Below are 21,808 nucleotides of genomic sequence, written 5' to 3'. Positions count from 1 at the left end.
AAAAACAACGGAATATTTAAAGGGAAACCCCCTAAGTGCCATAGGAGACTATGTGTATACTTAGGGGGTTTTTTGTGTCCAGAGAACTAGAGTAGGAGATGAGATGTTTGAAGAAGTCTTTAGGAGTAATTAGCTCAATTTTGTTTTTAACAGTAGGAGCAGGCTTCGTCCTTTCATATGAGTTTTATCTGAAAGATAAGGTAAACACTGTTGATGTGGTAGTAGCATCTGAGAACATTAGTTTCAAAGATGAAATCACTCAAAACTCATTTGAAGTTGCGTCAATTAGAAAAGATCATGTGGTAGAAGGAGCTATTTTGGCATCCGATGCACAAGTAGTTCAAGGGCAGCAGGCAAGTATCGACATCCCAAAAGGAGCTCAATTTTATCAAGGGTTCTTAGATACTTACAACTTAATCCCCAATGAGGAAGAAGGGGAGTTTATTGCTCCAGTACCGAATCAATGGCTATTTGCAGTACCAGGTAGTTTAAGACGATCTTATCTGGCGGACTTTTATGTGGTGCCGACAGAAATTCAAGATGAACTGCAACCAATCGTGATCTCTTCTAACAATTCAGATGAAGAACCATCTGAGACAAATGAAAGTAGTGACCGTATGGTTCGAGACTTACTACAAGATCCAATCCTTACAGACGTGCGTGTTGCATCAGTTACAGACAACTCTAATAGAGAGGTACTTCAAGCGCAAGATGGTGTCACTGAAGGAGCAACAGGGGTCATTAGTCATTTAGAGATTGTAGGGACCGATGAAATGTTACAAACCATGCGTACTTATACAGATCGTGGAGATAAAATCTATGTCGTTTATAAGTATGGGAGATAAGGAGGATTAAACATGAAGGTAAGTTTTTATGATAACAATGAAATCCTTTTGAAGCAGTTGAAAGATATTCCATTATTTACAGAGGTTCAATTATGTACAAGTAAAGAACAAATTGATGGTGAAGTCATCGTTATCTCTGACAGTTTAGTTCCACATCTTAAATTAGATGAGTTCAAAACCTATAAACGAGTATTCTACATTATTGATGATTTGTATGAGCCAGGATTGTTAAAAGCAGTAAAGGCTTTATGCGATAGTCATGATATAACCTTAGTTCCTCAGGGGCTAACGGTGAACCAGATCGCAGACTTCATAAAAGAGACAATGTTCCCTACGTCAGAAAAGAATAACTCTAACGTGGTTACATTCTTCTCTGCTTTATCGAATGTAGGTACTAGCTCAACTACATTAAGTGTAGGACAAGCTTTTGCAGAACATACAAAAGCAAGGGTAGCCTTAATTTGTCTTGATGCGTGGGACGATGGTGTATCACAACTCAACTACAAGGGTAGTTACTTAAATGAAATTAAAAACAAACTAAGTAGTAAGCAATTTAATGTCGAGACTGAAGAAGGGAAACACGAATTTCTTACTCACTTCCACATGAAAAAAAAGGATAGCTTCTATATTCTCGGAGGCAATCAAAGCGTTAAAATGCAAAGACTTTTTACAGAAGAAGAAATGAGCTACTTAATCGACCTAAGTCGAAAGATGTTTGATGTGGTGTTGATTGATGGTGGATCTCACTTCGATAATGCATGCATGTTCCAAGCTTTATATGAAGGTGACCTAAAATTCATGGTTATGAACCAACAACAAAAGGGACTTCGCAAATATAGAAAATTATATGATGAAATCCTTTATCCATTAGGTCTGAAGCATAGTGACTTTATGTTGCTAATCAATGAATACAGACATGGTGGCGGGGGGTTGAATCCAAAGGATATGGCGAAGGAAAGTCAGGTTCCCTTATTCACATCTATTGAATACATTCCTGACTTTCTTCAATCAGAAGAGAATCAAACATTACTCTATAACATGGATGAATCGGGCTACCGTCAATCCATCGACCTAATATTAAAAGCAATAGCAGGAAAGATGAATATAGAAGTAGAGTTGATTCAGAAGAAAAAGTTATTTGGCCTTTTCTAAGGAGTGGAGTAGATGAGTACAACTGTATTTGATATAAACGAAATGCTCCAGAAAAAAGGAGCTACCAACAACGAAGAAACGGTCAATGAACGAATGACCTTTGAAGTAGTATGGCGTGAAGTGAAAAGCTATTTTGATGATTTGTATAACCCAGCTAATACAACCAGTAGTATTCCACATGATGAAATTCGAAAGCATCAAGAGTATGAACATGATGCAATTTTAGGAAAGAAAGAATCCGAAAAGTTTCTCATGAATGAAATTGAAGAATATCTTAGAAATCAAAACCTTTTGGGAATTGCATACCCCAATTATTACAACGGATTAGCAGAAGCATGTTTTCACGAAATTTATAAATTTGGTAGCTTTCATCAATGGCAACAATATCCTGATTCACCATCTGCAAAAATTGTAGGCGATGAAATATGGTTCAAGATCAAAGGGAAGTTTAAGTTGATGGGGCATTTAAGAAGTGAAAAACACGTAGAAGAAATCATTAGAACACTCCAAATTGGAGAAGAAAGTCTCATTATTAATAGTGCTAATCCACACGCAGAAGTTGATATGACGGATGGAACACGTGTAACTATTCTAATTCCACCTCGTTCTCATAAGCCTACAATTATATTTAGACGGTTTGTGGTTAAAACGTTCAGTTTTCTAGAACAAGCGAAGTTTAAGACGATCGATCAAGAAGATATCCCATTTTTTGAGACGTTAGCCAAACTGCAGTTAAATACCATTATTGCAGGTCCAGTAGAAAGTGGTAAATCGACGTTCCTTAAAACCATGTATGGATCTCGTGATGAGGACTTAGTAGCTGTTTTAATAGAATCAAGTCCAGAAACATTCTTGAAACGAGATTTTCCTAATCGGCTGGTACATGACTTTTATACAATGAACTCTGCTGTAGAAGATGTTTTCCGAGCTGTTTTACGTGTAGATCACGATTACGTAATTGTCCAAGAAGTTCGAGGTATAGAAGCAGAGGGAGCCATACTCGCAACTGAAAGAGGACGTCGTGGACTGTTAATGACTTATCATATCACAGACCCTAGACGTACTCCCGAGCAGTTGGCGAGACATATCCTAGATGAGTTTCCAAATCGAAAAGAAACGAATCAAATCCGACGAGTAGCGAATCAAATTGATGTCGGGATTACTATGGAAGCTCCACCAGAACTAGGAGGCAGCCAAAAGCGTGTCACCTCTATTTATGAAATATGTTATGACTTTGAAAAAGATGAAGCATGGATTAATTACTTAATGAAGTATGACCGCGTTAATGATAAGTGGTTTTACAATTCAAACGTATCTCAACTTTTGAAAGATCGTATGTACCATCATGATCGCTCTTTAGCGGATCAGTTCCTTGCACATCTTAATAAGAAGGCCTCTGAATACCCGTTATTGGGTGAAACGAAGTTTAATTGTTTGTTTAAGGAGGACTAAAGATGGTAGGGCCTCTACTGGAAGTTACTATGAAACTTATTGGATATACTGCTTTCTTCTATGGTTTATGGGGGATTGCAAGCCTGATGGGTTTCAATAAAGCAATTCAAAAAGCTAGCCGAAATCAAAAAAGATTACGCGCTGCACGTAAGTTAGCTAAATTAAATGAAGATGGTGAAAAAACGAAGAAGTCCTCTACTTATACTCACTTAGAGAGATTGCTTTCAAGTATTAAAAGTCAAAAAAACATAGGGATTGTTGAAGTAGTTAATTTCATTATTATTAGTCTCTTGCTATTTATCACAAGTTTTTCGGTCATTTACACTATGTTAGGTAGTATAGAAATTGCGGTTATGGTGAGTGTTTCAGTTGGTTTAGCACCATACTTTTACGCGAGGTTTAAACTAGCGAGCATTCGCAATAAAACCTCATATGCTTTCATGAATGTAGTAACAACATTCTTGCAAATTTATCAAAGTTCACAAAAGGATCTATATTACACGTTTTATCAATCGGTAAAGGATGTAGAAGACCCATATATGCAACCTCTTATGATGAGATTACTTAGTGCAATCCAAAAGGACCGTTCAGAAGTAGAATTTAAAAAATCAATTGAAGTGTTCATGTACAGTGTAAATACAGTGTTTGCTAAGAGGTTTGGAAAGCTAATCATAAATGGTCACTTACGAAACGCTGATATATCTCAGTCTTTAAAGAGCTTACATGATGATATTAAGAAGAGAAAGCAGGATATGGAGCGAGAAAAGACATTTAACTTAGAAGCTGTATTGGTTGGATATATGCCATTGATCTTGTTGCCCTATGTAGTTTATCTAGGATATCAGACTGCTGGTGTAAGGGACTTCTGGTACTACTTTAATAACGAGAGAACTTTGTTTATGTTTGTGATCTGTTTAATTGGGACCATTTTTAGTTTATTTTTAGCAACGCTTCTCAGAAAACCAAAAGCGGATATGTAAGGAGGGGGCATTCATTAGTACAGATCTTATCATGCTACTAATCGTCTATTCAGTGTATACTGCATGTTTGCTTTTTGGGGTTAGAATCTTGTACTACAGTTTAACAAGTATAAATCAACGTGAGAAATATCGACTGAGATTTAGAAAGAAACTATTAGAACAAAAGGAATCCTTTGAAAAGAAAACTGAAGCTCATAAAAGTGATGAATTATTAGCACTAGCAGGTTACCCTTTAGGGGTAAATGGTACGAGATTTCAAATTATACGTGCATCAGTTGTGGTAGTGAGTTTTATCCTCTTCACAATCTATCCTCTACTGACTAACCCAGCATTGGATGCCCAACTGATCTATCCGGTTATGATTTACTTGGGGATGTCAACGGAACTTTCTTTTTCACCTACACGGTGGATGTTATCAGCTATAGCGAATGATAAGAAAGATAAACGACTGACTGAGATGTTTGTATTTTATGATGTTTTGAAATCAGAATTGGAGAGCTTGGGACCTGGTCAAGAAGTAAATGTCTATAACTTAATCAAAGATTCCTCTTCGCTCTTTAATCATATTGATTTAGCTTTAATTCGCTTTATATCATTGTGGAAAACTGATACACATATGGCAAAGAAAAGCTTTTCTAGTCTAATTGGAGGTGAGTATGCAGAAACACTAGGTGAGATTTTGTACAGGCTTGATCGCACAAGTAAAGCAGAGGCTTTACGGATAATTGAAAGTGAAGCAGAGGTATTCTCTTTTTCTCATAATGAGAGACAGCTCCAGCAAGGAAGTAAGAAGAAAAATATATATTTTCTATTCTTCGGGATAACTAATGCATTCATTATTGTTTGGTTCATTTTGTTTGTATTATCGCTTGCACTTGATAGCATGAATTCTTCAAATATTTAAAAATTATTTTAGGAGTGTTGTAAAAATGGATAAATTCGTAGCAACTTTATTATTTATCGTATTCTGTGTATTCGTATTTGTTACCTTATTCGAGGGAGATGTAAACGATGCACTTGATAGTAAGACAAAGGCAGCAATTGAAGTAATCGAGGGTACAAACTTACAATAGTGGTAATAAACTTTCAATAAGGCAAAAGGGTAATCCTTTTGTCTTATTGTTTTATAAAGAGTATAGGTGGGTGTAACATGGATAAGTTTTTATCTTATTTATTATTGCTTCCGTTAATCGTATGGGGTACGTTCCAACCGATTCTTTTTATGAATGCATCTCAAGTAGAAGAAACTCTTAGGATCGCAACATATGAAGGTCAAAAAGAAGCAGCCTTGCAAGGAAGATATGATGAAACCATTTATAAAATGATTCGCGATTATCTAGTAGAAAATCATAATTATAAATCTGATCAAATTCAAATTACAGGTACAGAATCTTTAACGAGTCGGGGGGAGAGAATGGTGGTAGAAATCAGTATCCCACATCCTAAAACAACTGTTATTCCATTTTTTCCAACAGGTGATGATCAACCGATGGTTATCAAACGATATATTATGAGTGAGCATTTAGGGTAACGCTTATGGGTGAGATGATCCGAGTGTTAATCGTCGTTACAGTAATCGCGGTAAATTTTATAGCTATGACTGAATTATCTACGTTTAGTCGATCAGCTAAGTATATAAAAGAAGATATGGAAATAGCTGTACATGATGCTGCTCTACAATTAAACACTGCGGAGTTAGCGCAAGGACAAATTGTTTTTAATGAAGGAAAAGCATTAGATACCTTTCATGAAACCTTTCAGTTAAATTCGGGCATGAATGAAGGAGATTACGAAGTTATAGAATTTATTGTCATGGATGATAGTAACTCGATTTTTCCAGAAATTTATGTGCATCCTGTGTATGGCTTTGAGGATATTGTTATGGGTCCATCTGTTATTGCATTAGTAGAATCGAGTTCTGATCAATACTTCAAAACGAGAAGTAATACTATACGAAGAGTGGCTTCTTACACATACACGTTCAATTAACAAATTTATCATTTAGGAACAACAAAGATATAGTTTACCCAACGCCCCAGACTTTATTATTTGGGGTCTTTTTGAGGGAGGATGAAGGAAAATGAAAAAACGATTAGTTGGATTAGCGATGATGGTGGGGTTACTTTCAGGTTGTGAGATGGGTGACTTTATTGAGGGATCACAGGATTTCACTGGTGCTAATCCTGTTGACTTTGCTGAAACCTTAGACCAGCTCAGAGATAAAACGTTAACTGGACCATCTACTGAAGGTGAAGGAGCTGCTAGTAATGGCGATGATTCAAAAGATGAGCAAACTACTACATATGAGTATTACCCGACTAAGCCAAAAGGAAAGTTATACCCTGCAAAGGTAATTGGTATTATTGATGGCGACACAATCACCATAGATGAAGTAGTAATTGGAAATGCTGAAAATGAGGAGCATATCATTTTAAAAGATCAGAAGATAAGGCTGATTGGTGTTGACGCTCCGGAGATTTCTACTAACGGTGATTATTCCAAGCCTGAACGATTTGGAACAGAAGCTACAAATTTCACCTCTTCTCATCTATTGAACCGTACGGTGTATCTGGAAGTTAAAGAAGACGCTCTCTATGATCCATATGATCGACTATTAGCTCATATTTGGTTAGATGAAGGAAATTTATTAGGGAATTTTAATGCGTTACTACTTCACGAGGGCTATGCGAGCATTATGTCGATTGCGCCACACACAACTTATGCATCTATTTTTAAAGGAATTGAACAACAAGCAAAACAAGATGGAGTAGGAATGTGGGGAGAATAATTTCCCCCTCTTCAGAACTGAATTTAACCTTTAATAGAAATCTATGTATACTACAACCAATCAATCTAACAAATGGGAAATATGAGGAGGAAATGGAATGTTAAAAGTAGCGGTTGTAGGTGGTACACAAAAACAGAACTTTATTAAGGCAGGCAAGAAGAAAGGGTTTGAGGTGGTGCATCATGATGGCAAGCCTTCAAGCGGACCAAGTTTTAGAACGAAATTAGAGACTTTAGTGCGACAAAGTGATGCGATAGTTATTCTGGAAGGTGCCTGTTCGCACAATGCGATGTATGTGATTAAAAAGCTTTGTAAAAAGTTAGATACGCCTATCACCTTCCATAAGGGCCGAGGAATTTCAGGAGCACTAAACAAAGTTAGTGAAGAATCAATTGCAGCTTCACTAGTGGGTTAAGGAGGCGCTGGGTATATGTTAGCAGTTACTCATCAAATATTCGGTCTAACTTGGGGTTTACTAGCCATCTTATTGATTAACTTTATTGGTTTAACACCATGGATGCAATCGACGATCTTTGAATTGAATTATCTACTTTTTCTCTTTTTTGTATTAATAGGCAGCATCTTTCTAGATATTGATGAACCTGGTTCTAAGATTGGAAGAATGATACCGGTAATTCCACACCTTTTTAAACTACTTTTCGGTCATCGAACCATTTCCCACACATTACTCTTTATAGTTGTTTTAACAGGAGTATGTTATGGGGGCTTAAATACTTTAGGAGTAGCGGATTCTTTACTATACAGTATTGGATTGGGTATTGGTATGTTATCTCATGCCATTGGTGATTCTATGACACCTCATGGTGTTCCGTTATTGTGGCCGTTCATCCCCCAGAAGATCCGAACGCCTATCACCTTCCGTACAGGTTCTTACAAGGAGAGGTTAGTAGCAAGCGTTTTAGCATTGGTTAATGTAGGTTTGATCCTTTATCTTGTTTAATAGAAGAAAGAGAGTTGAGTAAAATGAATAAGGTTGAATCCTTACTGCAAGAGGCTGTAGATTTACGTAATGATTTACATTACGCTTTTAATCAAGCTAAAGGTAAGACAACCGATCACAAGAATGTCCAAGTAATGAATTGGTTAATTGAACAAGCGCAAAGAGCCGAAATGTATAAAGCTGCATTAGTAGAGATCGAATCAAAATACGAAGCGCCTGCAAGTACTAGAGCTTATGATGCACTTTTAGAAGCAGACCAATGTTTTTATCATTCTCGGTTGAATAATCAGATAAGTGAAAGGGGAGAAGTGGAAGATGAATAAAATGATTAAGGCTTTTAAACTTAAAAGTAGTGGGTTAGTGGTATCCGATAAAAATATTGTTCATGATAAATCAGATAACGATTTTGAGGAGATCACTCTTATTCTTTCGGTAAATACCATTAAAGAATTGACTATTGATAGTCCGCTATTAGAAGTAAATGAAGAAGCGGAATTTTGTTAAATAAAAGCACGTAGCGCGTTAGGAGGTACCTAGATGAATTCCACACTTACTCAGAAAATAGAGTGGTTACTAGATGGAGGTCTTCTAGTTAATAAAGGAAATAATAAAGTTGCTGCTGGCTTTGACCCAAGAAAAGGTGTTTTTTATACTATTAGTGGATCAGCTATTCTAGAAAAAGAACCCACAAGGATTTTTGAAGAAGAAAGATTACCTTTGAAAATAATCGATAAGGAGCTGGAAAAATTATATGTATCTTAAATCAATGGAGAGGTTATGTACGTTGTACAAACATTACAAGGAGGCAGAAGAAGTATTAAATGATACGTCTCAGCATGTTAGTAAAAAGGTAGCTGCTGAAGATCATATGAAATATCTCATCCAAGAAATGAATAACCTAACGGGGAGAGAATCATTAGAAAAAATTAAACGAATGGTAGATTTTCATATGGCACACCCTTTATGATAGTCTACATTCATTGCAAAGCCTATTAGACATTGCTTTTGTTTAAACTAAAGTGATGTCTAATAGGCTTTTTTAGGTTTTGTTGGAAAATGATTTATAATAGAATCAGATAAAGGAACGTCCATTGGAGGGTCTGCCATGTTTATATATATTGCAATGTTAGCTTACGATACAGTATTACTTTTAACTATGAGAAAATTCCAGTTATATAAGGAAGTAGAAATGTACACTGAAACAAGTTCAATTGGTACTGCACCATCATTCTCAATTCCTAATGAGAGGAAAGAGACTGAAGTATCGCAACCATTAATGGATAGCATAAAGAGGAAAGTACCTAAGTATTCAAATAATGAGAAAAGATCTCTTGCATCAGATGAAGTTAAAGAAGATATACTCCCTGAGTTAGATTTTTACGAGTTCTTAGATAGCTTGACCGAGGAAGATAATATCCTGAATAAGCCAGTGGAACCTAATGAAATCAAAGTATGGTATGAAGAAAGAGAAGTTATGAAAACGGATCTTGATTTTGCCTTAGAATCTTTAGAGAAATTAATTGGTTTAAATACAGTGAAAACACGCATTCATGAGATCGTAGATTTTGTTCAGATACAAAAGGAGCGTAATCGCTTTGGACAAAGGATTGAGCAGCAAAGTCTTCATATGATCTTCACAGGTAATCCTGGTACTGGTAAAACGACGGTTGCTCGTATTGTGGCAAAGGTTTTAAGCCACTTAGATGTTGTCTCAAAAGGACACTTGGTTGAAGTGACACGGGAAGATTTAGTTGCAGCTCATGTGGGAGGAACAGCTGAAAAAACGAAAGCAAAGGTCAAAGAAGCGTTAGGTGGAGTTTTGTTTATTGATGAAGCGTATGCCTTATCTAGAGGCAGCGAGCAAGATTTTGGTAAAGAAGCAATTGACACATTAGTTCGTGAAATGGAAGAACACCGTGGTGATTTAATTGTTATCTTGGCAGGGTACAGTAATGAAATGGAAGAATTTTTAGATGCTAATAGTGGTCTAAAGTCTAGGTTCCCAATGACTGTTGAATTTGAAGATTATACGATGGACGAAATGATGGATATCGCTAAAAGTACTCTTGTACAAAAGGACTTTAAATTAGGATCGGGGGCAGAAGAAGCCTTAAAAGAAGTGTTGGAGTCTAAGCAGCTTGTAGGGAGAAATGATGCTGGTAATGGAAGGTTAGTAAGGAATGTCATTGAGCAAGCTATTCGTACTCAGTCGAAACGCTTAAAAAGTGAAGAGCACAAAGAGCGTCACACTTACTACCTGTTAAAGCCGTGTGATTTTGGATTATCTGAAGATAAGCAAGCTTTTGATCTTGAAAAGAAATTAGAGAGTTTCGTTGGTAACGATAAGATTAAACAACACGTTCGCTCTTTAGCATCTAATGTTAAATTCCAAAAAATGAGAGAAGAACAAGGCTTACCAGTGAAGCACCAATCTCTACACATGGTTTTTGAGGGGAACCCAGGGACAGGTAAAACCTCATTTGCTCGGATTATAGCGGAGCTATTTAAAGAAATGGGCGTACTTAAGAAGGGTCAATTAGTAGAGGTAGATCGTAGTGATCTTGTAGCTGGTTATGTGGGTCAAACAGCTGTAAAAACGAAAAAAGTTATTGAAAAAGCGTTAGGTGGTATCCTTTTTATAGACGAAGCCTATGCTCTGGCAAGCGGTGGGCCGAATGATTTTGGTCAAGAGGCAATCAATACGATAGTAAAAGCAATGGATGATTACAGGGAGAACTTGATTGTCATTGTCGCTGGCTACACAAAGGAAATGGGTGAATTCTTTCAAGCAAATAGTGGGTTACACTCACGTTTTCCTGAGACTTTTGTATTTGAAGATTATTCTACAGACGAAATGTTAGAGATCACATCATTAATGGCTGAAAATCAAGGGTATAAATTAACTGCAGCTGCTAAAATTGAGCTTCTGAACTTTTATAGCAGTGCTCAAGGAAAGAACGATGCAGGTAATGGACGTTTAGTACGTAATGTCCTTGAAAAAGCAGAGCGAAACCTAGCGCAAAGATTGGCTACTGAAGTAGAGGTAACAAGAGAAGACTTAACGACAATCACAGACAAAGATATAATTGGTAATCTATCTAATGCTAGTTGAAATCGATAACGAAAGTATGGTAGTATTGCCTATATAGTGATTTATATTCGTATAAATCACTCTCCTTAAAGCGAGAACCGCGTTTCCTTCGGGAAAAGGCGGTTCTTGCTTTTTTTTTTGGACTTTTTATGGAAGGGGAAAAGACTAGTGTCCTTAATTTTATTAGCAGAAAAGCCAAGTCAAGCCAAAGCATATGCAGAATCACTAGGTGGGAAGAAAACAGGAGATCATTATTCCCTTCCCCCATCAATCTACGCGCCAAACGGAGGAAAGATTGTGTATGCCGTTGGCCATTTATTTAGATTAAAGTATCCTGGGGAACTTAAAGAAGGATGGAAAGATTGGCGTTTAAGTGACTTGCCCATCATTCCAGATTCTATCCCTTACACATTAATATCCGATCGTAAAAGTGTTTTTAGTACGATAAAAAAAGCGGTTGAAGATCCGTCTGTTGAAGAAATTGTAATAGCTACAGACCCAGAAGTCGAAGGGGAAGCTATTTCAAGAATTATTTTAAATCATTGCAACGTTAAAAATAAAACCTTATCTAGATTATGGTGTGCTTCATTAACAAAGAAGAGTATTCAAAAGGCGGTACTCGATAGGAAAGATGCAAAGCATACGTATCCGCTCTTTCTACAGGGCCAAGCTCGTGCTATTGCGGATTATTTGATCGGGATTAACTTAAGTCGAGGATATACACTCGAATTAAAAAAAGCAGGTATTCTTAACGAATTAGCAAGCTTCGGAAGGATTCAAACCTGCATACTCGTAGAGTTAGCCAAAAGAGAAGAGGCTATTGCGAATTTTGAAGCAAAGCCTTACTGGAATATTGAAGGCACATTTAAAGGGGATTCAAAAGATAGTCTTAAAGGTGTGTGGTTTAATGCAAATATAGAAACGAAAGAATCGATACTGTATGATGAATCATTGGCTAAGAAAATCGCACAATTTTCGTACAGAAAGAATTTTGAAGTGGTAGATGTAAAACAAGAACGTAAGAACTATAAGCCACCCACACTTTTCGATTTATCAACCCTAATGATGGAAGCAAATAAAAAACTAAACTTAAAGCCGGATGAAACGCTAAGTACATTACAAAAACTATATGATGCCGGTTATACAAGTTATCCTAGAACAGATTCTACAAGGGTTACTGAAGCGGAAGCAGAAGAGCTACCTGATATATTGAACCGGCTTAAAGATTTAGAAGTCTTTAAGAGTTATTATCCATTACAAAAAGATACTTTAATAGGTGAAGCGAGATATGTAGGAACTGTAAGCGATCACTACGCTATTATCCCTACAAACAAAATTCCTACACTTGAGTCTCTAAGCAAGAGAGAACAAGACATCTATAAGATGGTAGTTAAAAGGTTACTTGCTGCTCACCACGATGATGCAATAATTGACTATACAGATGTTACAATTTGCGTTGATAATCGAGCGATGTTCTCAAGTAAAGGCAAGCAAGTAAAACAATCAGGATGGAAAAAATTATATGCATCAGTTGATAAAGATGGGGAAGATCAACTAATACCAGCTGCCTTCGTAAAAGGCTGCACTGGCATCGTTACTGAGGCACAAATAAGAGAAAAGAAAGAAAAAGCTCCAAGTAGATATACAGGGGCAACTATAATCGGCTTTATGCGTACAGCTGGTCAAAAGCTTTCAGAGGAAGAGGTAGAGGAAGAAAAGTTAAATAAAAGTGAAGTGAAACGTTTATCAATTGGTACAGAAAGTACTCGAGCAGGAATAGTAAAACTTCTGGAGGATAGACAATACTTTAAATATATAAATGGCAAAATTCACGTAACCTCGGTTGGTATGATTATTTATCGAGCAATTAATCCTAATTCCGATATAACTAGCCCTATCTTATCTGCTCATTGGGAAAAGGAGCTTACTTCCATAGGAGAGGGAAAAGCTTCTCCTGCAACATTTATTGATAAAGTGAAAAATCATACGAATAAACTATATATGGACCTAGAAGCGATCAAGTTGAAATGGGATCACTTGGCGCCATTGGTTCAACAAGCAAAAGAAGAATTAAATGTGGGTCCATGTCCCCTTTGTAAGTCTGCAGTTCATAAGACTATATCATCAAAAAAAGGCTCTACTTACTATGTATGTTCTGCTTATAATAAAACAAAGTGTGATTTTGTATTATCAGACATGTTTATTCGTAAAAAGTTAAGTGAAAATACTATCAAGGATTTATTGAATAAAGGAAGAACAAAGGAGCTTAAAGGATTCAAAAACAGCGCAGGTAAGAAATTTAATGCGATTTTAGAATGGGACCATGCTGAGAAAAAAGTACAACTTGTGTTTCCTGATCATGAAGTGGGAGAATGTCTACTTTGTGGAGGAACGGTAATAGAACTAGATAAGTTTTATGGCTGTTCTAACTATGAAGAAAAAGATTGCGGATTGTTTATACCTAAGAAATTCTTAGGTAAACGAATTGAAAGAAAACATGTTATGCAAATAATAAAAAATGGAAAGACGGATTTATTAGAAGGTTTTATCGGTGAAAAAGATCGAATATTCAATGGGTATTTAAGTTGGGATGACAATGAAAATCGCTTGAAAGTTTATTCCAGGAGACAGTAATTAATGGTATACTATTTATATATTACACCTATTTATATTTAATCAATCAACGAGTCCATAGGATGCTTGAGACGACGTATGTCTTATAAATCCTATGGGCTTTTTTGTGTATTTAAAATAATTCAAAAAGGGGAATGAATCATGAAACAACTTTTAATTTTCTTAGGGACGGTAGTGTTATTATTTACAGGATTAAATATTTTTGCGAGCAATGATAAGGAGAGTGTTAATAAAGAACAAATCGTACCAGTAACTGCTAGAGATAGTGATAAGAACAATGAATTGAAAGAAGTTAGTGAATTAGTATACCAGCACTCTTTAGATGGAAGTGTACCAACACATACTCCCATTATTGTAGATGAATTCATTAAAGGAGAACAGCATCAAGTGCTTTATATTGTTGATAATGGTGTTCTTCAGGCAATCAATCATGTAAATGGTGAAATCATTTGGAGAGTGAATGTAGAAGGTCAGGTAACAACTTCGCCTGTTTATTACGAGGGGAACATTATCTTAGTTAGTGAAGATAATCTTCACGCATTAAACGCAACAGATGGAAGAGAGGTATGGTCTAAGTCACATGAACAAGTCGTTGACCATTCTCCGGTTGTGGTTGGTGATACCTTTGTAATTGCTTCTACTAATGGAACCGTAACAGCCTTTAACAAAGAGGGTGAAGTATTTTGGAAAGTGAAGGTTCCAGAATTGAAGAACGGTCTAGTTGCATGGAAAGACTCTGTTATTGCTGCTTCATACGAAGGGGTAGTAATAGAGTTAGATGCATCTACAGGCCAACAAGTCTGGTCAACTTCTCTAGAGGGTAAAATACTAGGCACTCCAAGTGTATACGAAGATTCTCTGTATATAGGTACTTCCAAAGGGGTCGTACATGCAGTCGATTTAAAAAACAAAGACATCCAATGGAGGTCAACAGAATTCACATATGCTAATAAAAATGGATTACTAAATTCAACCATACGAGCTAATGGTGTATCTACATCCATTGCTAGTAATGGAAACTACATTGCATTTGGAACTGTTTACGAAGTGATCTATCTTCTCAATAGAGAAACAGGGGAAGTGATTTCAAGTAAAAACCTAACTCCTGATGTAACGATTGAAGACAAAGAAATGATGTTGGCTGATCCTTTGCTAGTGGAAGACAGTCTTTTCTTATCGAATCGGAACGCTTTTTATGCATATGATAAAGGTTTAAATGTTAACTTTGAATACGATGGTTATGTTCAACTACCAATAAATAAGAATCGATCAATGGTATTAACTACAAATAAATACTTATATACCATTAAATAAAAAAAGTGATTGCAGACCAGTCGAGAAGAGTGGTATGATTTCAATATAAAGTTTGTACTTATTTATTAATGAAACTTACGTGACCCATCGGGTGCATCCAATTGGATACCGATGGGTTTTTTTACATCATGAAAAGGAACGTATGTTCTCGTTAAATGAAGGAGGTTTTAAGTATGGTTGTAGCAAACAAAGGCTTAATTAATCAATTCAAAAAGGAGGAGGTGAAGGTTCTTTCGACCAAACAAGAGATTCATGATCCTCAATTTCCCACAATAGAAGAACTAAAACAAGAAGATGAGGGAGTGATAGCGCCGGTTGTCATATGTGATCAAAATGGTGGATTCTACATAAAAATTAAAGAAGAATGGATTGAAAAGAATAGCGAAGAGCAATATACAGCTTACTACGTCAACCGTTATGCCTTTTGAATGAAAGCCCATGACTGTCCTAAAAATAGGACTCATGGGCTTTTTATTATTGTGCTTCACCTATCATTTTTAATTGTTGAATTAGATCCATTTGCTGTTTTTTGATTTCTACATATTGTCTACGTAGGTTTTCTCGGTTTATTCGGTCATCGTCGGCTTCTTGTATCGTTATCAATAACAAATGGTGCTGATCATTGACAAGAGTTAGCACGTGGGAATGGAACTCATATAGAGAGGAGTCTACATCATAAATGACTTCATCAAGTAATGCTAGTAGTTCACGACTTTTAGGAACTAAGTCTTTTACTTGGTTTTTAAATTGCTGATTGCCTAGTACCCCAGCATATAGGTTATCCATACTATCGTTGTATGAGCTAAGAATAACGTTTGAATTATCTACTATTTGTGTAAAAGCATCCGTATAGAGGTTCCAACTTTCTGTAGCCGCTTCTTGAGCGGCTAAAGCAGCATCTTCACCACCGCCACACCCCGTTAGGAGTAGTAAAGTACAACTACTAATCAACATTAATTTTTTCACAACAATTCCCCTTTCATAAAAAAACAGAAAATCCCCTTCTATGTAAAAATACATAAGAAGGGGATTTCCCGCTGGTTTTAATTTATAACTATTATACTATTAACATTGGTCTAATGAAAGTAGTAAAAACAATATGAAATCTTTGTTGAACGATAGATATAGGTGATTTATACTATTAGTAACGGGAATCCCCCTCTTTTTAAGCCCATTGTATTTAGGGTTTTTTAAAAGATGGGGATTTTTTAATGGTCTAACAGTGTCAATTTAAGTTTTAGCAAGGACTTACCAATGGAACAGTGCGAGAAGACGTTGTAACTATTAATATTATTGGTTCTATATACGATGCATTAAATTTCTATAGAACTAATTAAAAGGAGAAAAATATGCAATTTTTAACCCCCGAAGAAATACAACGAAAGAAAAAAATACGAGAAAAATTACTTGTGTGGTTAGGTTTACCACTTGTTATGTGTTTGATTACGGCAATATCAATTTCGCTCGGCAGTTTATTTTAGGTTACTGCAGAGAAAAGGAGTGTCTGTCTATGTTTACTAATAGACAGGCACTCCTTTTATATTTTATAAAGAATGTTAATTTATTCTTTAAATAGTAAACTCGCTTTCATTCCAATGGAGGGAAGCATCATTCTTTTTCTGTAGATGCTTGCTTACGTATCCTTCTGTTGTGGTTCTAGAAGAATGACCTACTGTATGCTGCACTTGTTCAATCGGCAGCCCTAACTCCATTACTGAATAGTTCACAAAAAAGTGCCGAAACCAATGGGGACTGATATTAATGTTAAACGTTCATTTTCATAGAGTCTTATTTCTAGCTCATTATATTGACCAGTATCTAAGAAAGATTTACATAAAGAGGGGAGGTGGGATTGATTACCGATTGGCAAACAATGGTTAATCTTAATCTTATTGTATTAAGGTTAAAGAAATTAAACATACGGTGAAGCTCTTAAAAACATACAACTTTAGTCTCGTAATATAACTGTAAGTGATTTCAATTTATTAGTTACTTATTTAATGGTAATATAGATGTGTATGTTAAAGGGATTGGAGCTGTATTTCTTATGGATATAGGACAAATTATTAAATTATTACGAATAAATAAGGGGCTCACACAATCAGAATTAGCAGAAGATATATGTTCCATTACTCACCTTAGTAAAATAGAAAATGGTTCAAAAGAAGCGAATGAAGAAAGTTTGAATTTGCTATTAGAACGTCTAGGAAGTAGTTATGATCAAGTTTTTATTGATTACGGCCGATCGAGAAAGCAATTAGAGGAATTGGATAAAGAGTTAATATACGGTAACTTTAAAAATGCCGATGAGATCGTTTCATCTATTGAATCTAAGGAAGAATATTTTATATATGTAGGAACGGGAGCATTATATTATTTAAGTTTAGTTAAATATTATTTATTAGTAGACAAAGTAAGTAAAACAGATAGTTACTTTACGATTTTAAATAAATTAAAAAAATCTCTGTCAACGGAAGAATTGAAAAAATTACAATTTGTACGAGGGTTAAGGTTATTAAAAGAGAAAGACTATAAAGCAGCTATAATTAAATTCGAAGAATGCTTAGATGAACTTCCTCAAAATAAAGGAGAAATTTATTACTATTATGCTTTGTGTAGAGGGCAATTGAACCAATTTGGAGAAGCGATTGAATTTGCCTATAAAGCATTAGATATCTTCAGGACCTTATATAATTATGAGAGAATTAATCATTGTAACTTATTATTAGGGATTATTCTTACTCAACTAAAAGCGTATACAAAAGCAGGGGAATATTTTAATCAAACCATATATCATTCTAAACTAATGAATGATAAACGCTCAGAAATGATAGCAATGCACAATTTTGGGCGAGTATTAAAGAAAAATAAGCAATACCAAGAGGCAGCTGAAATATTTCAAAATTGTATGGATTATTATAGTAAGTGTGGACAAGAGAATGAATTTCTCCACAGTTTAGCGGAACTTGCAGAACTACAATATAGTCAAGGAATTGACACGGCCATAGAATTAATAGAAGAAATTTTGCTGAAGTGTAGTCCTAAGCAGAATAGTCATTATTATTATCTGTTTAAGACTTACCAGTATAATTTAAAAAATCAGGAAAGGGATTTAGCGAGATTTTTAACATCACATGCCATCCCGTACTTTAAAGATAATGGGAAGAATGATCAACTCTTCTATTGCTACAAATTACTTATAGAGAATAGACATGCTACCAAAGAAGTCTGTGTTGAACAAATAATTAACGAGATTATTAATAAAGTGATTGATTAGTTATAGGTATAAGTACTGCCTTTTATGATAAGTAACCATTAGAAGAATCTCTTCAATGGTTACTTTTTTGTTTTTTAATCGATTGTTTTTGAAAATTTCCCAATATTATTTTAATTGAGTGTGTTTTATCTTTATATTAAGCAATATTAGAAAAGAGGTGTTAAAAATAATTAGTGGAAAAAAATTTAACTTAGAGAATTTCTTGGTAGATAAACTAAGCATTATACCGGTTGAAGGTGAAACTTCTATAGTATTAGCTGGCCCCGCAACTTTACCGATTAAAGTCAATGGAGTTATCTACGACTTTAAATGGTATACATGGACAAGCATAAAAGGGGAACTGGATATTCAAAAAGTGATTCGTAAGATAACCTCTACCTATTCATCAATCCTTATATATGGAGACTTTAATCACGCGAAGGATGTACTAGTGAGAATGCATAGCATTTGTCATACAGGAGATGTTTTTCATAGTCAAAAGTGCGACTGTGGATATCAATTTGACGAATCACTAAAAAAAATTGTGGAACATGGGGATGGAGCTCTCTTTTATTTAGCTAATCATGAAGGAAGAGGGATTGGTCTATTTAATAAGAACTTAGCCTATGCCCTGCAAGAGGTAGGCCTTGATACAGTGGAGGCAAATGAGGCACTAGGATTGAAAGATGACAACAGGGATTATTATGAAGCAGCTCGTATTATTCAGTATTTAAGAGTAGAAGGAATTTCTTTAATTACAAATAATCCTAGTAAAATGAGCTTCCTTTCAAATTTAGGAATTCATATAAAAGAGCGTGTTCCTATTTGGGGAGAGATGGATCAGTTTAATCAAAATTATCTAACTACGAAAATTAATAAAAATGGTCATTTAAGAGAGGAGAATAAAATACATGTCAATCACTAGCAAACAAAAAGAAGAGTTAAAGAGGCATCAAGGTCCAGTAACTTCTGTTTTGTTTAATGAAGATCATAAAAAAATAGTTACGTCTGGCTACGATGGTAAAGTAGGGAGTTTTGAGTTTGAAACTGGGATTTTCTCCATTTTAGGCCGGCACGATCATCTAGTAAACAAAGTGGTTAGCAGTCCATTTGTTGACTTAGTAGCTTCTTGTTCTTCAGATTACACTATTAAAATCTGGGATTTAAAGGAAGGGAAGTTAGTCAGAACCCTACTAGGACATAGTGATGATGTTGAGGATTTTGTATTTGTTGACGAAAAAATGGGGATTAGTACATCACGAGATAAACGAATAATTATTTGGGATTTAGAGAATGGCTCTATAAAAAATATTATTTTAGGCCATGAGAAAGACGTATTATCAATTGCTTATTTTGGTGGAAAGATTATTACCACCGGTGACGATAAGACACTAAGAATGTGGGACGTCAATACTGGTGAGTTGCTGAACTTATGGGGCCCTTTTGATGTAGAAACAGATACTTGTGCCATTGATACATTAAATAATCGTGCCGTATTAGGGTGTGACGATGGCGTGATTAGAATTATTTCGCTTGCAACTGGTGAAATCATTAAAGAAATTGAAGCTCATAGTTCTGGGATAAAGAAAGTGGCAATATCACCAGTGAATGGCGATATCTTGTCAGCAGCCTATGACCAGAAAATTCTTTTGTGGGATTCACATCATTTTAATCTGAAATTAAGTTTTGAAGGAGTTAATACAAAGTGGGAACGATCACTTACCTTCTCGCCATCAGGAACATATATAGTCGCAGGGTCATTTGATGGTACTGTTCATATTTGGGACAGTCATAGCGGCAAATATATGAAAGAATTAGGTGGGGAGAATAACAATGGAAATGCTTGTTTTAATGAGGTTTCCGTAGAGGGGGACTCTTTTGCTTCTGTTAGTGATGATGGTATTATACGCGCGGGCAATATTACCTCTGGGGAGTTTACTAATGAGTTTATTCCAGCCTCTGGTAGATACCTCATGAATGCTGTAGAACTCTTTGATGGCAGAGTCTATGCAGGGGCACATAACCAAAAGCTTCATGTATTTGAATTAGAGAAATCTTGTTGTTCAAGTTGTTCTAGCAATAAGGATAAGTGTAAGGAAGGACAAGAAATATTGATTAATGAAGGGCCCATTAATACTATTAAAGGGATAAAAATCGATGACCATACACATATGTTTATAGGTTGTTATAGTGGAGCAATTGTTGTTACCGATAGAGATGGGTTAAAACTAAAAACGATAAATATACATAGTGGTGCAGTAAAATCACTAGCAGTTAATAATAATAAAAATATTGGGGTTAGTTGTTCAGCTGCAGGAGAATTATTCTCATGGGATCTAAATGGAGTTATAATAGAAAAGTACCTTGGCCATACAGCTATCATTAATGATGTAGATATTGATCCTACTGGACAGCTTATAGCAAGTGTATCAAGAGATTTCACCTTGAAAGTGTTTAATATTTGGACTGGGAAGTTGATAAGTTCTTTTGATCTCGGAAATAAATCACTGAAGTCAGTATCCTTTTTGAGTGCATCAGAAATCATTGTGGGCGATTACTGGGGGAATGTCACCATTATAGATTTAAACAGTGAAACTATTATTAAGTCAAACACCGCTAAAAATGGAGTAAGTAGTATAGCGGTATGTTCAGATGAAGATCATGCTTTGTTGAGTTCTTATGATGGGCGTATTTATCAAGTAGATCAAAATCTTAAAGTAACAAAGCAATTAGTTAAAATGAATGTAGAATAAAAGGAGATAGAATAATGAAAAAACATATCGGGATTCTTTTTATGGTTATGACAGTAACTTTGGCTAGCTTATCTGGAGGAGAAAGCACAGAAATAAGTAGTGACCCAATTTGGCCACCGGCTTCTCTGGAGCAAACGGTAGTATACAGTGACCCAATTTGGCCACCGGCTTCCCTGGAGCAAATGGTAGTACACAGTGACCCAATTTGGCCGCCGACTTCCTTGGAGCAAACGTTATTAAACAGTGATCCGATTTGGCCGCCAGCCGCATAAAGATATTATCTAATTAACAAAATCTATAACTGATTAAAACACCTTTGATTGATTTTCAAAGGTGTTTTTTTATTAAAAGTTTAAATCTCCCAACCATAATATTCAATAAGCAGTGGTTACTTAGTTCAACAAAGTTGATGATCAAGCAACCAGAGAGACTAATTTCTTTAAAAATCGATCTCTTTCAAAAATATAATTTCAGAGTAGAGTCATAATATAAGTTTTTTTATGAAATTTTCCCAATTGTGCATTTATTGTTTATGCGTAAAAATAAAGTTGTAGCAGCTACAAATCATAAATCAAAAGGAGG

25 protein-coding genes are annotated in these 21,808 nt (G+C 35.5%); 23 read left to right on the top strand and 2 right to left on the bottom strand.

The genetic code is table 11. The annotated features are described in order from the left end of the window. Positions 1-107: 107 nt before the first annotated feature. The 19 genes from AB3N04_RS00860 to AB3N04_RS00770 all read left to right on the top strand — a co-directional run bounded on the left by AB3N04_RS00860 (position 108) and on the right by AB3N04_RS00770 (position 15,645). A complete protein-coding gene (locus AB3N04_RS00860; RefSeq protein ID WP_368502678.1) occupies positions 108-845 on the top strand; it encodes a flagellar biosynthesis protein FlgA in 738 nt (245 codons plus the stop codon). Positions 846-857: 12 nt separating this feature from the next. Next, positions 858-1,997, top strand: coding sequence for a hypothetical protein (locus AB3N04_RS00855; RefSeq protein WP_368502677.1), 1,140 nt, complete (start codon positions 858-860; stop codon positions 1,995-1,997). 12 nt (positions 1,998-2,009) lie between these two features. Further along, a complete protein-coding gene (locus tag AB3N04_RS00850) occupies positions 2,010-3,449 on the top strand; it encodes an ATPase, T2SS/T4P/T4SS family (RefSeq protein WP_368502676.1) in 1,440 nt (479 codons plus the stop codon). Positions 3,450-3,451: 2 nt separating this feature from the next. Further along, a complete protein-coding gene (locus AB3N04_RS00845; protein ID WP_368502675.1) occupies positions 3,452-4,429 on the top strand; it encodes a hypothetical protein in 978 nt (325 codons plus the stop codon). 88 nt (positions 4,430-4,517) lie between these two features. Then, positions 4,518-5,333, top strand: a complete 816-nt coding sequence (locus tag AB3N04_RS00840; protein ID WP_368502674.1) for a hypothetical protein — start codon at positions 4,518-4,520, stop codon at positions 5,331-5,333. A gap of 25 nt (positions 5,334-5,358) precedes the next feature. After that, positions 5,359-5,502: a hypothetical protein gene (locus AB3N04_RS00835; protein WP_368502673.1), complete on the top strand. Its 144-nt coding sequence runs from the start codon at positions 5,359-5,361 to the stop codon at positions 5,500-5,502. A 77-nt stretch (positions 5,503-5,579) separates the two neighbouring features. After that, positions 5,580-5,960, top strand: coding sequence for a hypothetical protein (locus AB3N04_RS00830; RefSeq protein ID WP_368502672.1), 381 nt, complete (start codon positions 5,580-5,582; stop codon positions 5,958-5,960). A 5-nt stretch (positions 5,961-5,965) separates the two neighbouring features. Continuing rightward, on the top strand, positions 5,966-6,418 hold the full coding sequence (locus tag AB3N04_RS00825; RefSeq protein WP_368502671.1) for a hypothetical protein: 453 nt from the start codon (positions 5,966-5,968) through the stop codon (positions 6,416-6,418). A 91-nt stretch (positions 6,419-6,509) separates the two neighbouring features. Further along, positions 6,510-7,217, top strand: coding sequence for a thermonuclease family protein (locus tag AB3N04_RS00820; protein ID WP_368502670.1), 708 nt, complete (start codon positions 6,510-6,512; stop codon positions 7,215-7,217). Between the two features lie 97 nt (positions 7,218-7,314). Then, complete coding sequence (locus tag AB3N04_RS00815; RefSeq protein WP_368502669.1) at positions 7,315-7,632, top strand: DUF2325 domain-containing protein; 318 nt, start codon at positions 7,315-7,317, stop codon at positions 7,630-7,632. A 15-nt stretch (positions 7,633-7,647) separates the two neighbouring features. Next, the gene (locus AB3N04_RS00810; protein WP_368502668.1) at positions 7,648-8,178 is read left to right on the top strand and encodes a metal-dependent hydrolase; all 531 of its coding nucleotides are present in this window, start codon (positions 7,648-7,650) and stop codon (positions 8,176-8,178) included. 23 nt (positions 8,179-8,201) lie between these two features. Continuing rightward, the gene (locus AB3N04_RS00805) at positions 8,202-8,501 is read left to right on the top strand and encodes a hypothetical protein (RefSeq protein WP_368502667.1); all 300 of its coding nucleotides are present in this window, start codon (positions 8,202-8,204) and stop codon (positions 8,499-8,501) included. After that, on the top strand, positions 8,494-8,682 hold the full coding sequence (locus AB3N04_RS00800) for a hypothetical protein (RefSeq protein WP_368502666.1): 189 nt from the start codon (positions 8,494-8,496) through the stop codon (positions 8,680-8,682). The genes AB3N04_RS00805 and AB3N04_RS00800 overlap by 8 nt, the downstream gene beginning before the upstream one ends. Positions 8,683-8,715: 33 nt before the next feature. After that, complete coding sequence (locus AB3N04_RS00795) at positions 8,716-8,940, top strand: hypothetical protein (protein ID WP_368502665.1); 225 nt, start codon at positions 8,716-8,718, stop codon at positions 8,938-8,940. Between the two features lie 22 nt (positions 8,941-8,962). Then, positions 8,963-9,145 carry a hypothetical protein gene (locus AB3N04_RS00790; protein ID WP_368502664.1) on the top strand — a complete coding sequence of 61 codons (183 nt, stop codon included), beginning with the start codon at positions 8,963-8,965 and terminating at the stop codon, positions 9,143-9,145. Positions 9,146-9,283: 138 nt separating this feature from the next. After that, complete coding sequence (locus AB3N04_RS00785; protein ID WP_368502663.1) at positions 9,284-11,290, top strand: AAA family ATPase; 2,007 nt, start codon at positions 9,284-9,286, stop codon at positions 11,288-11,290. A gap of 147 nt (positions 11,291-11,437) precedes the next feature. Next, positions 11,438-13,903, top strand: coding sequence for a DNA topoisomerase (locus AB3N04_RS00780; RefSeq protein ID WP_368502662.1), 2,466 nt, complete (start codon positions 11,438-11,440; stop codon positions 13,901-13,903). A 141-nt stretch (positions 13,904-14,044) separates the two neighbouring features. Further along, the gene (locus AB3N04_RS00775; protein WP_368502661.1) at positions 14,045-15,217 is read left to right on the top strand and encodes a PQQ-binding-like beta-propeller repeat protein; all 1,173 of its coding nucleotides are present in this window, start codon (positions 14,045-14,047) and stop codon (positions 15,215-15,217) included. Positions 15,218-15,390: 173 nt separating this feature from the next. After that, positions 15,391-15,645 (top strand): hypothetical protein, encoded by a 255-nt coding sequence (locus AB3N04_RS00770; RefSeq protein ID WP_368502659.1) that lies wholly within the window; start codon positions 15,391-15,393, stop codon positions 15,643-15,645. Positions 15,646-15,691: 46 nt separating this feature from the next. Here the strand turns inward: AB3N04_RS00770 and AB3N04_RS00765 are convergent, their stop codons facing one another. Both AB3N04_RS00765 and AB3N04_RS00760 read right to left on the bottom strand, forming a co-directional pair. Beyond that, the gene (locus AB3N04_RS00765) at positions 15,692-16,183 is read right to left on the bottom strand and encodes a hypothetical protein (protein ID WP_368502658.1); all 492 of its coding nucleotides are present in this window, start codon (positions 16,181-16,183) and stop codon (positions 15,692-15,694) included. Between the two features lie 602 nt (positions 16,184-16,785). Beyond that, complete coding sequence (locus AB3N04_RS00760; RefSeq protein WP_368502657.1) at positions 16,786-16,944, bottom strand: hypothetical protein; 159 nt, start codon at positions 16,942-16,944, stop codon at positions 16,786-16,788. Between the two features lie 320 nt (positions 16,945-17,264). On the opposite strand from AB3N04_RS00760, the gene AB3N04_RS00755 reads away from it, so the two are divergent. The 4 genes from AB3N04_RS00755 (at position 17,265) to AB3N04_RS00740 (ending at position 21,498) form a co-directional block, all read left to right on the top strand. Beyond that, entirely contained in the window at positions 17,265-18,494 is a 1,230-nt protein-coding gene (locus AB3N04_RS00755; protein WP_368502656.1) for a helix-turn-helix domain-containing protein, read from the top strand. A 202-nt stretch (positions 18,495-18,696) separates the two neighbouring features. Then, entirely contained in the window at positions 18,697-19,398 is a 702-nt protein-coding gene (locus tag AB3N04_RS00750; RefSeq protein ID WP_368502655.1) for a GTP cyclohydrolase II, read from the top strand. Beyond that, positions 19,385-21,226, top strand: coding sequence for a WD40 repeat domain-containing protein (locus AB3N04_RS00745; protein ID WP_368502654.1), 1,842 nt, complete (start codon positions 19,385-19,387; stop codon positions 21,224-21,226). The genes AB3N04_RS00750 and AB3N04_RS00745 overlap by 14 nt, the downstream gene beginning before the upstream one ends. 14 nt (positions 21,227-21,240) lie before the next feature. Next, positions 21,241-21,498: a hypothetical protein gene (locus tag AB3N04_RS00740; RefSeq protein WP_368502653.1), complete on the top strand. Its 258-nt coding sequence runs from the start codon at positions 21,241-21,243 to the stop codon at positions 21,496-21,498. The last annotated feature ends 310 nt before the right edge of the window (positions 21,499-21,808 follow it).

The sequence above is a fragment of the Alkalihalophilus sp. As8PL genome (genome assembly GCF_040939795.1).
In the GTDB taxonomy this organism is placed as follows: Bacteria; Bacillota; Bacilli; order Bacillales; family Bacillaceae_D; genus Alkalihalophilus; species Alkalihalophilus lindianensis.
This window is presented reverse-complemented; position numbering and strand designations above follow the sequence as displayed.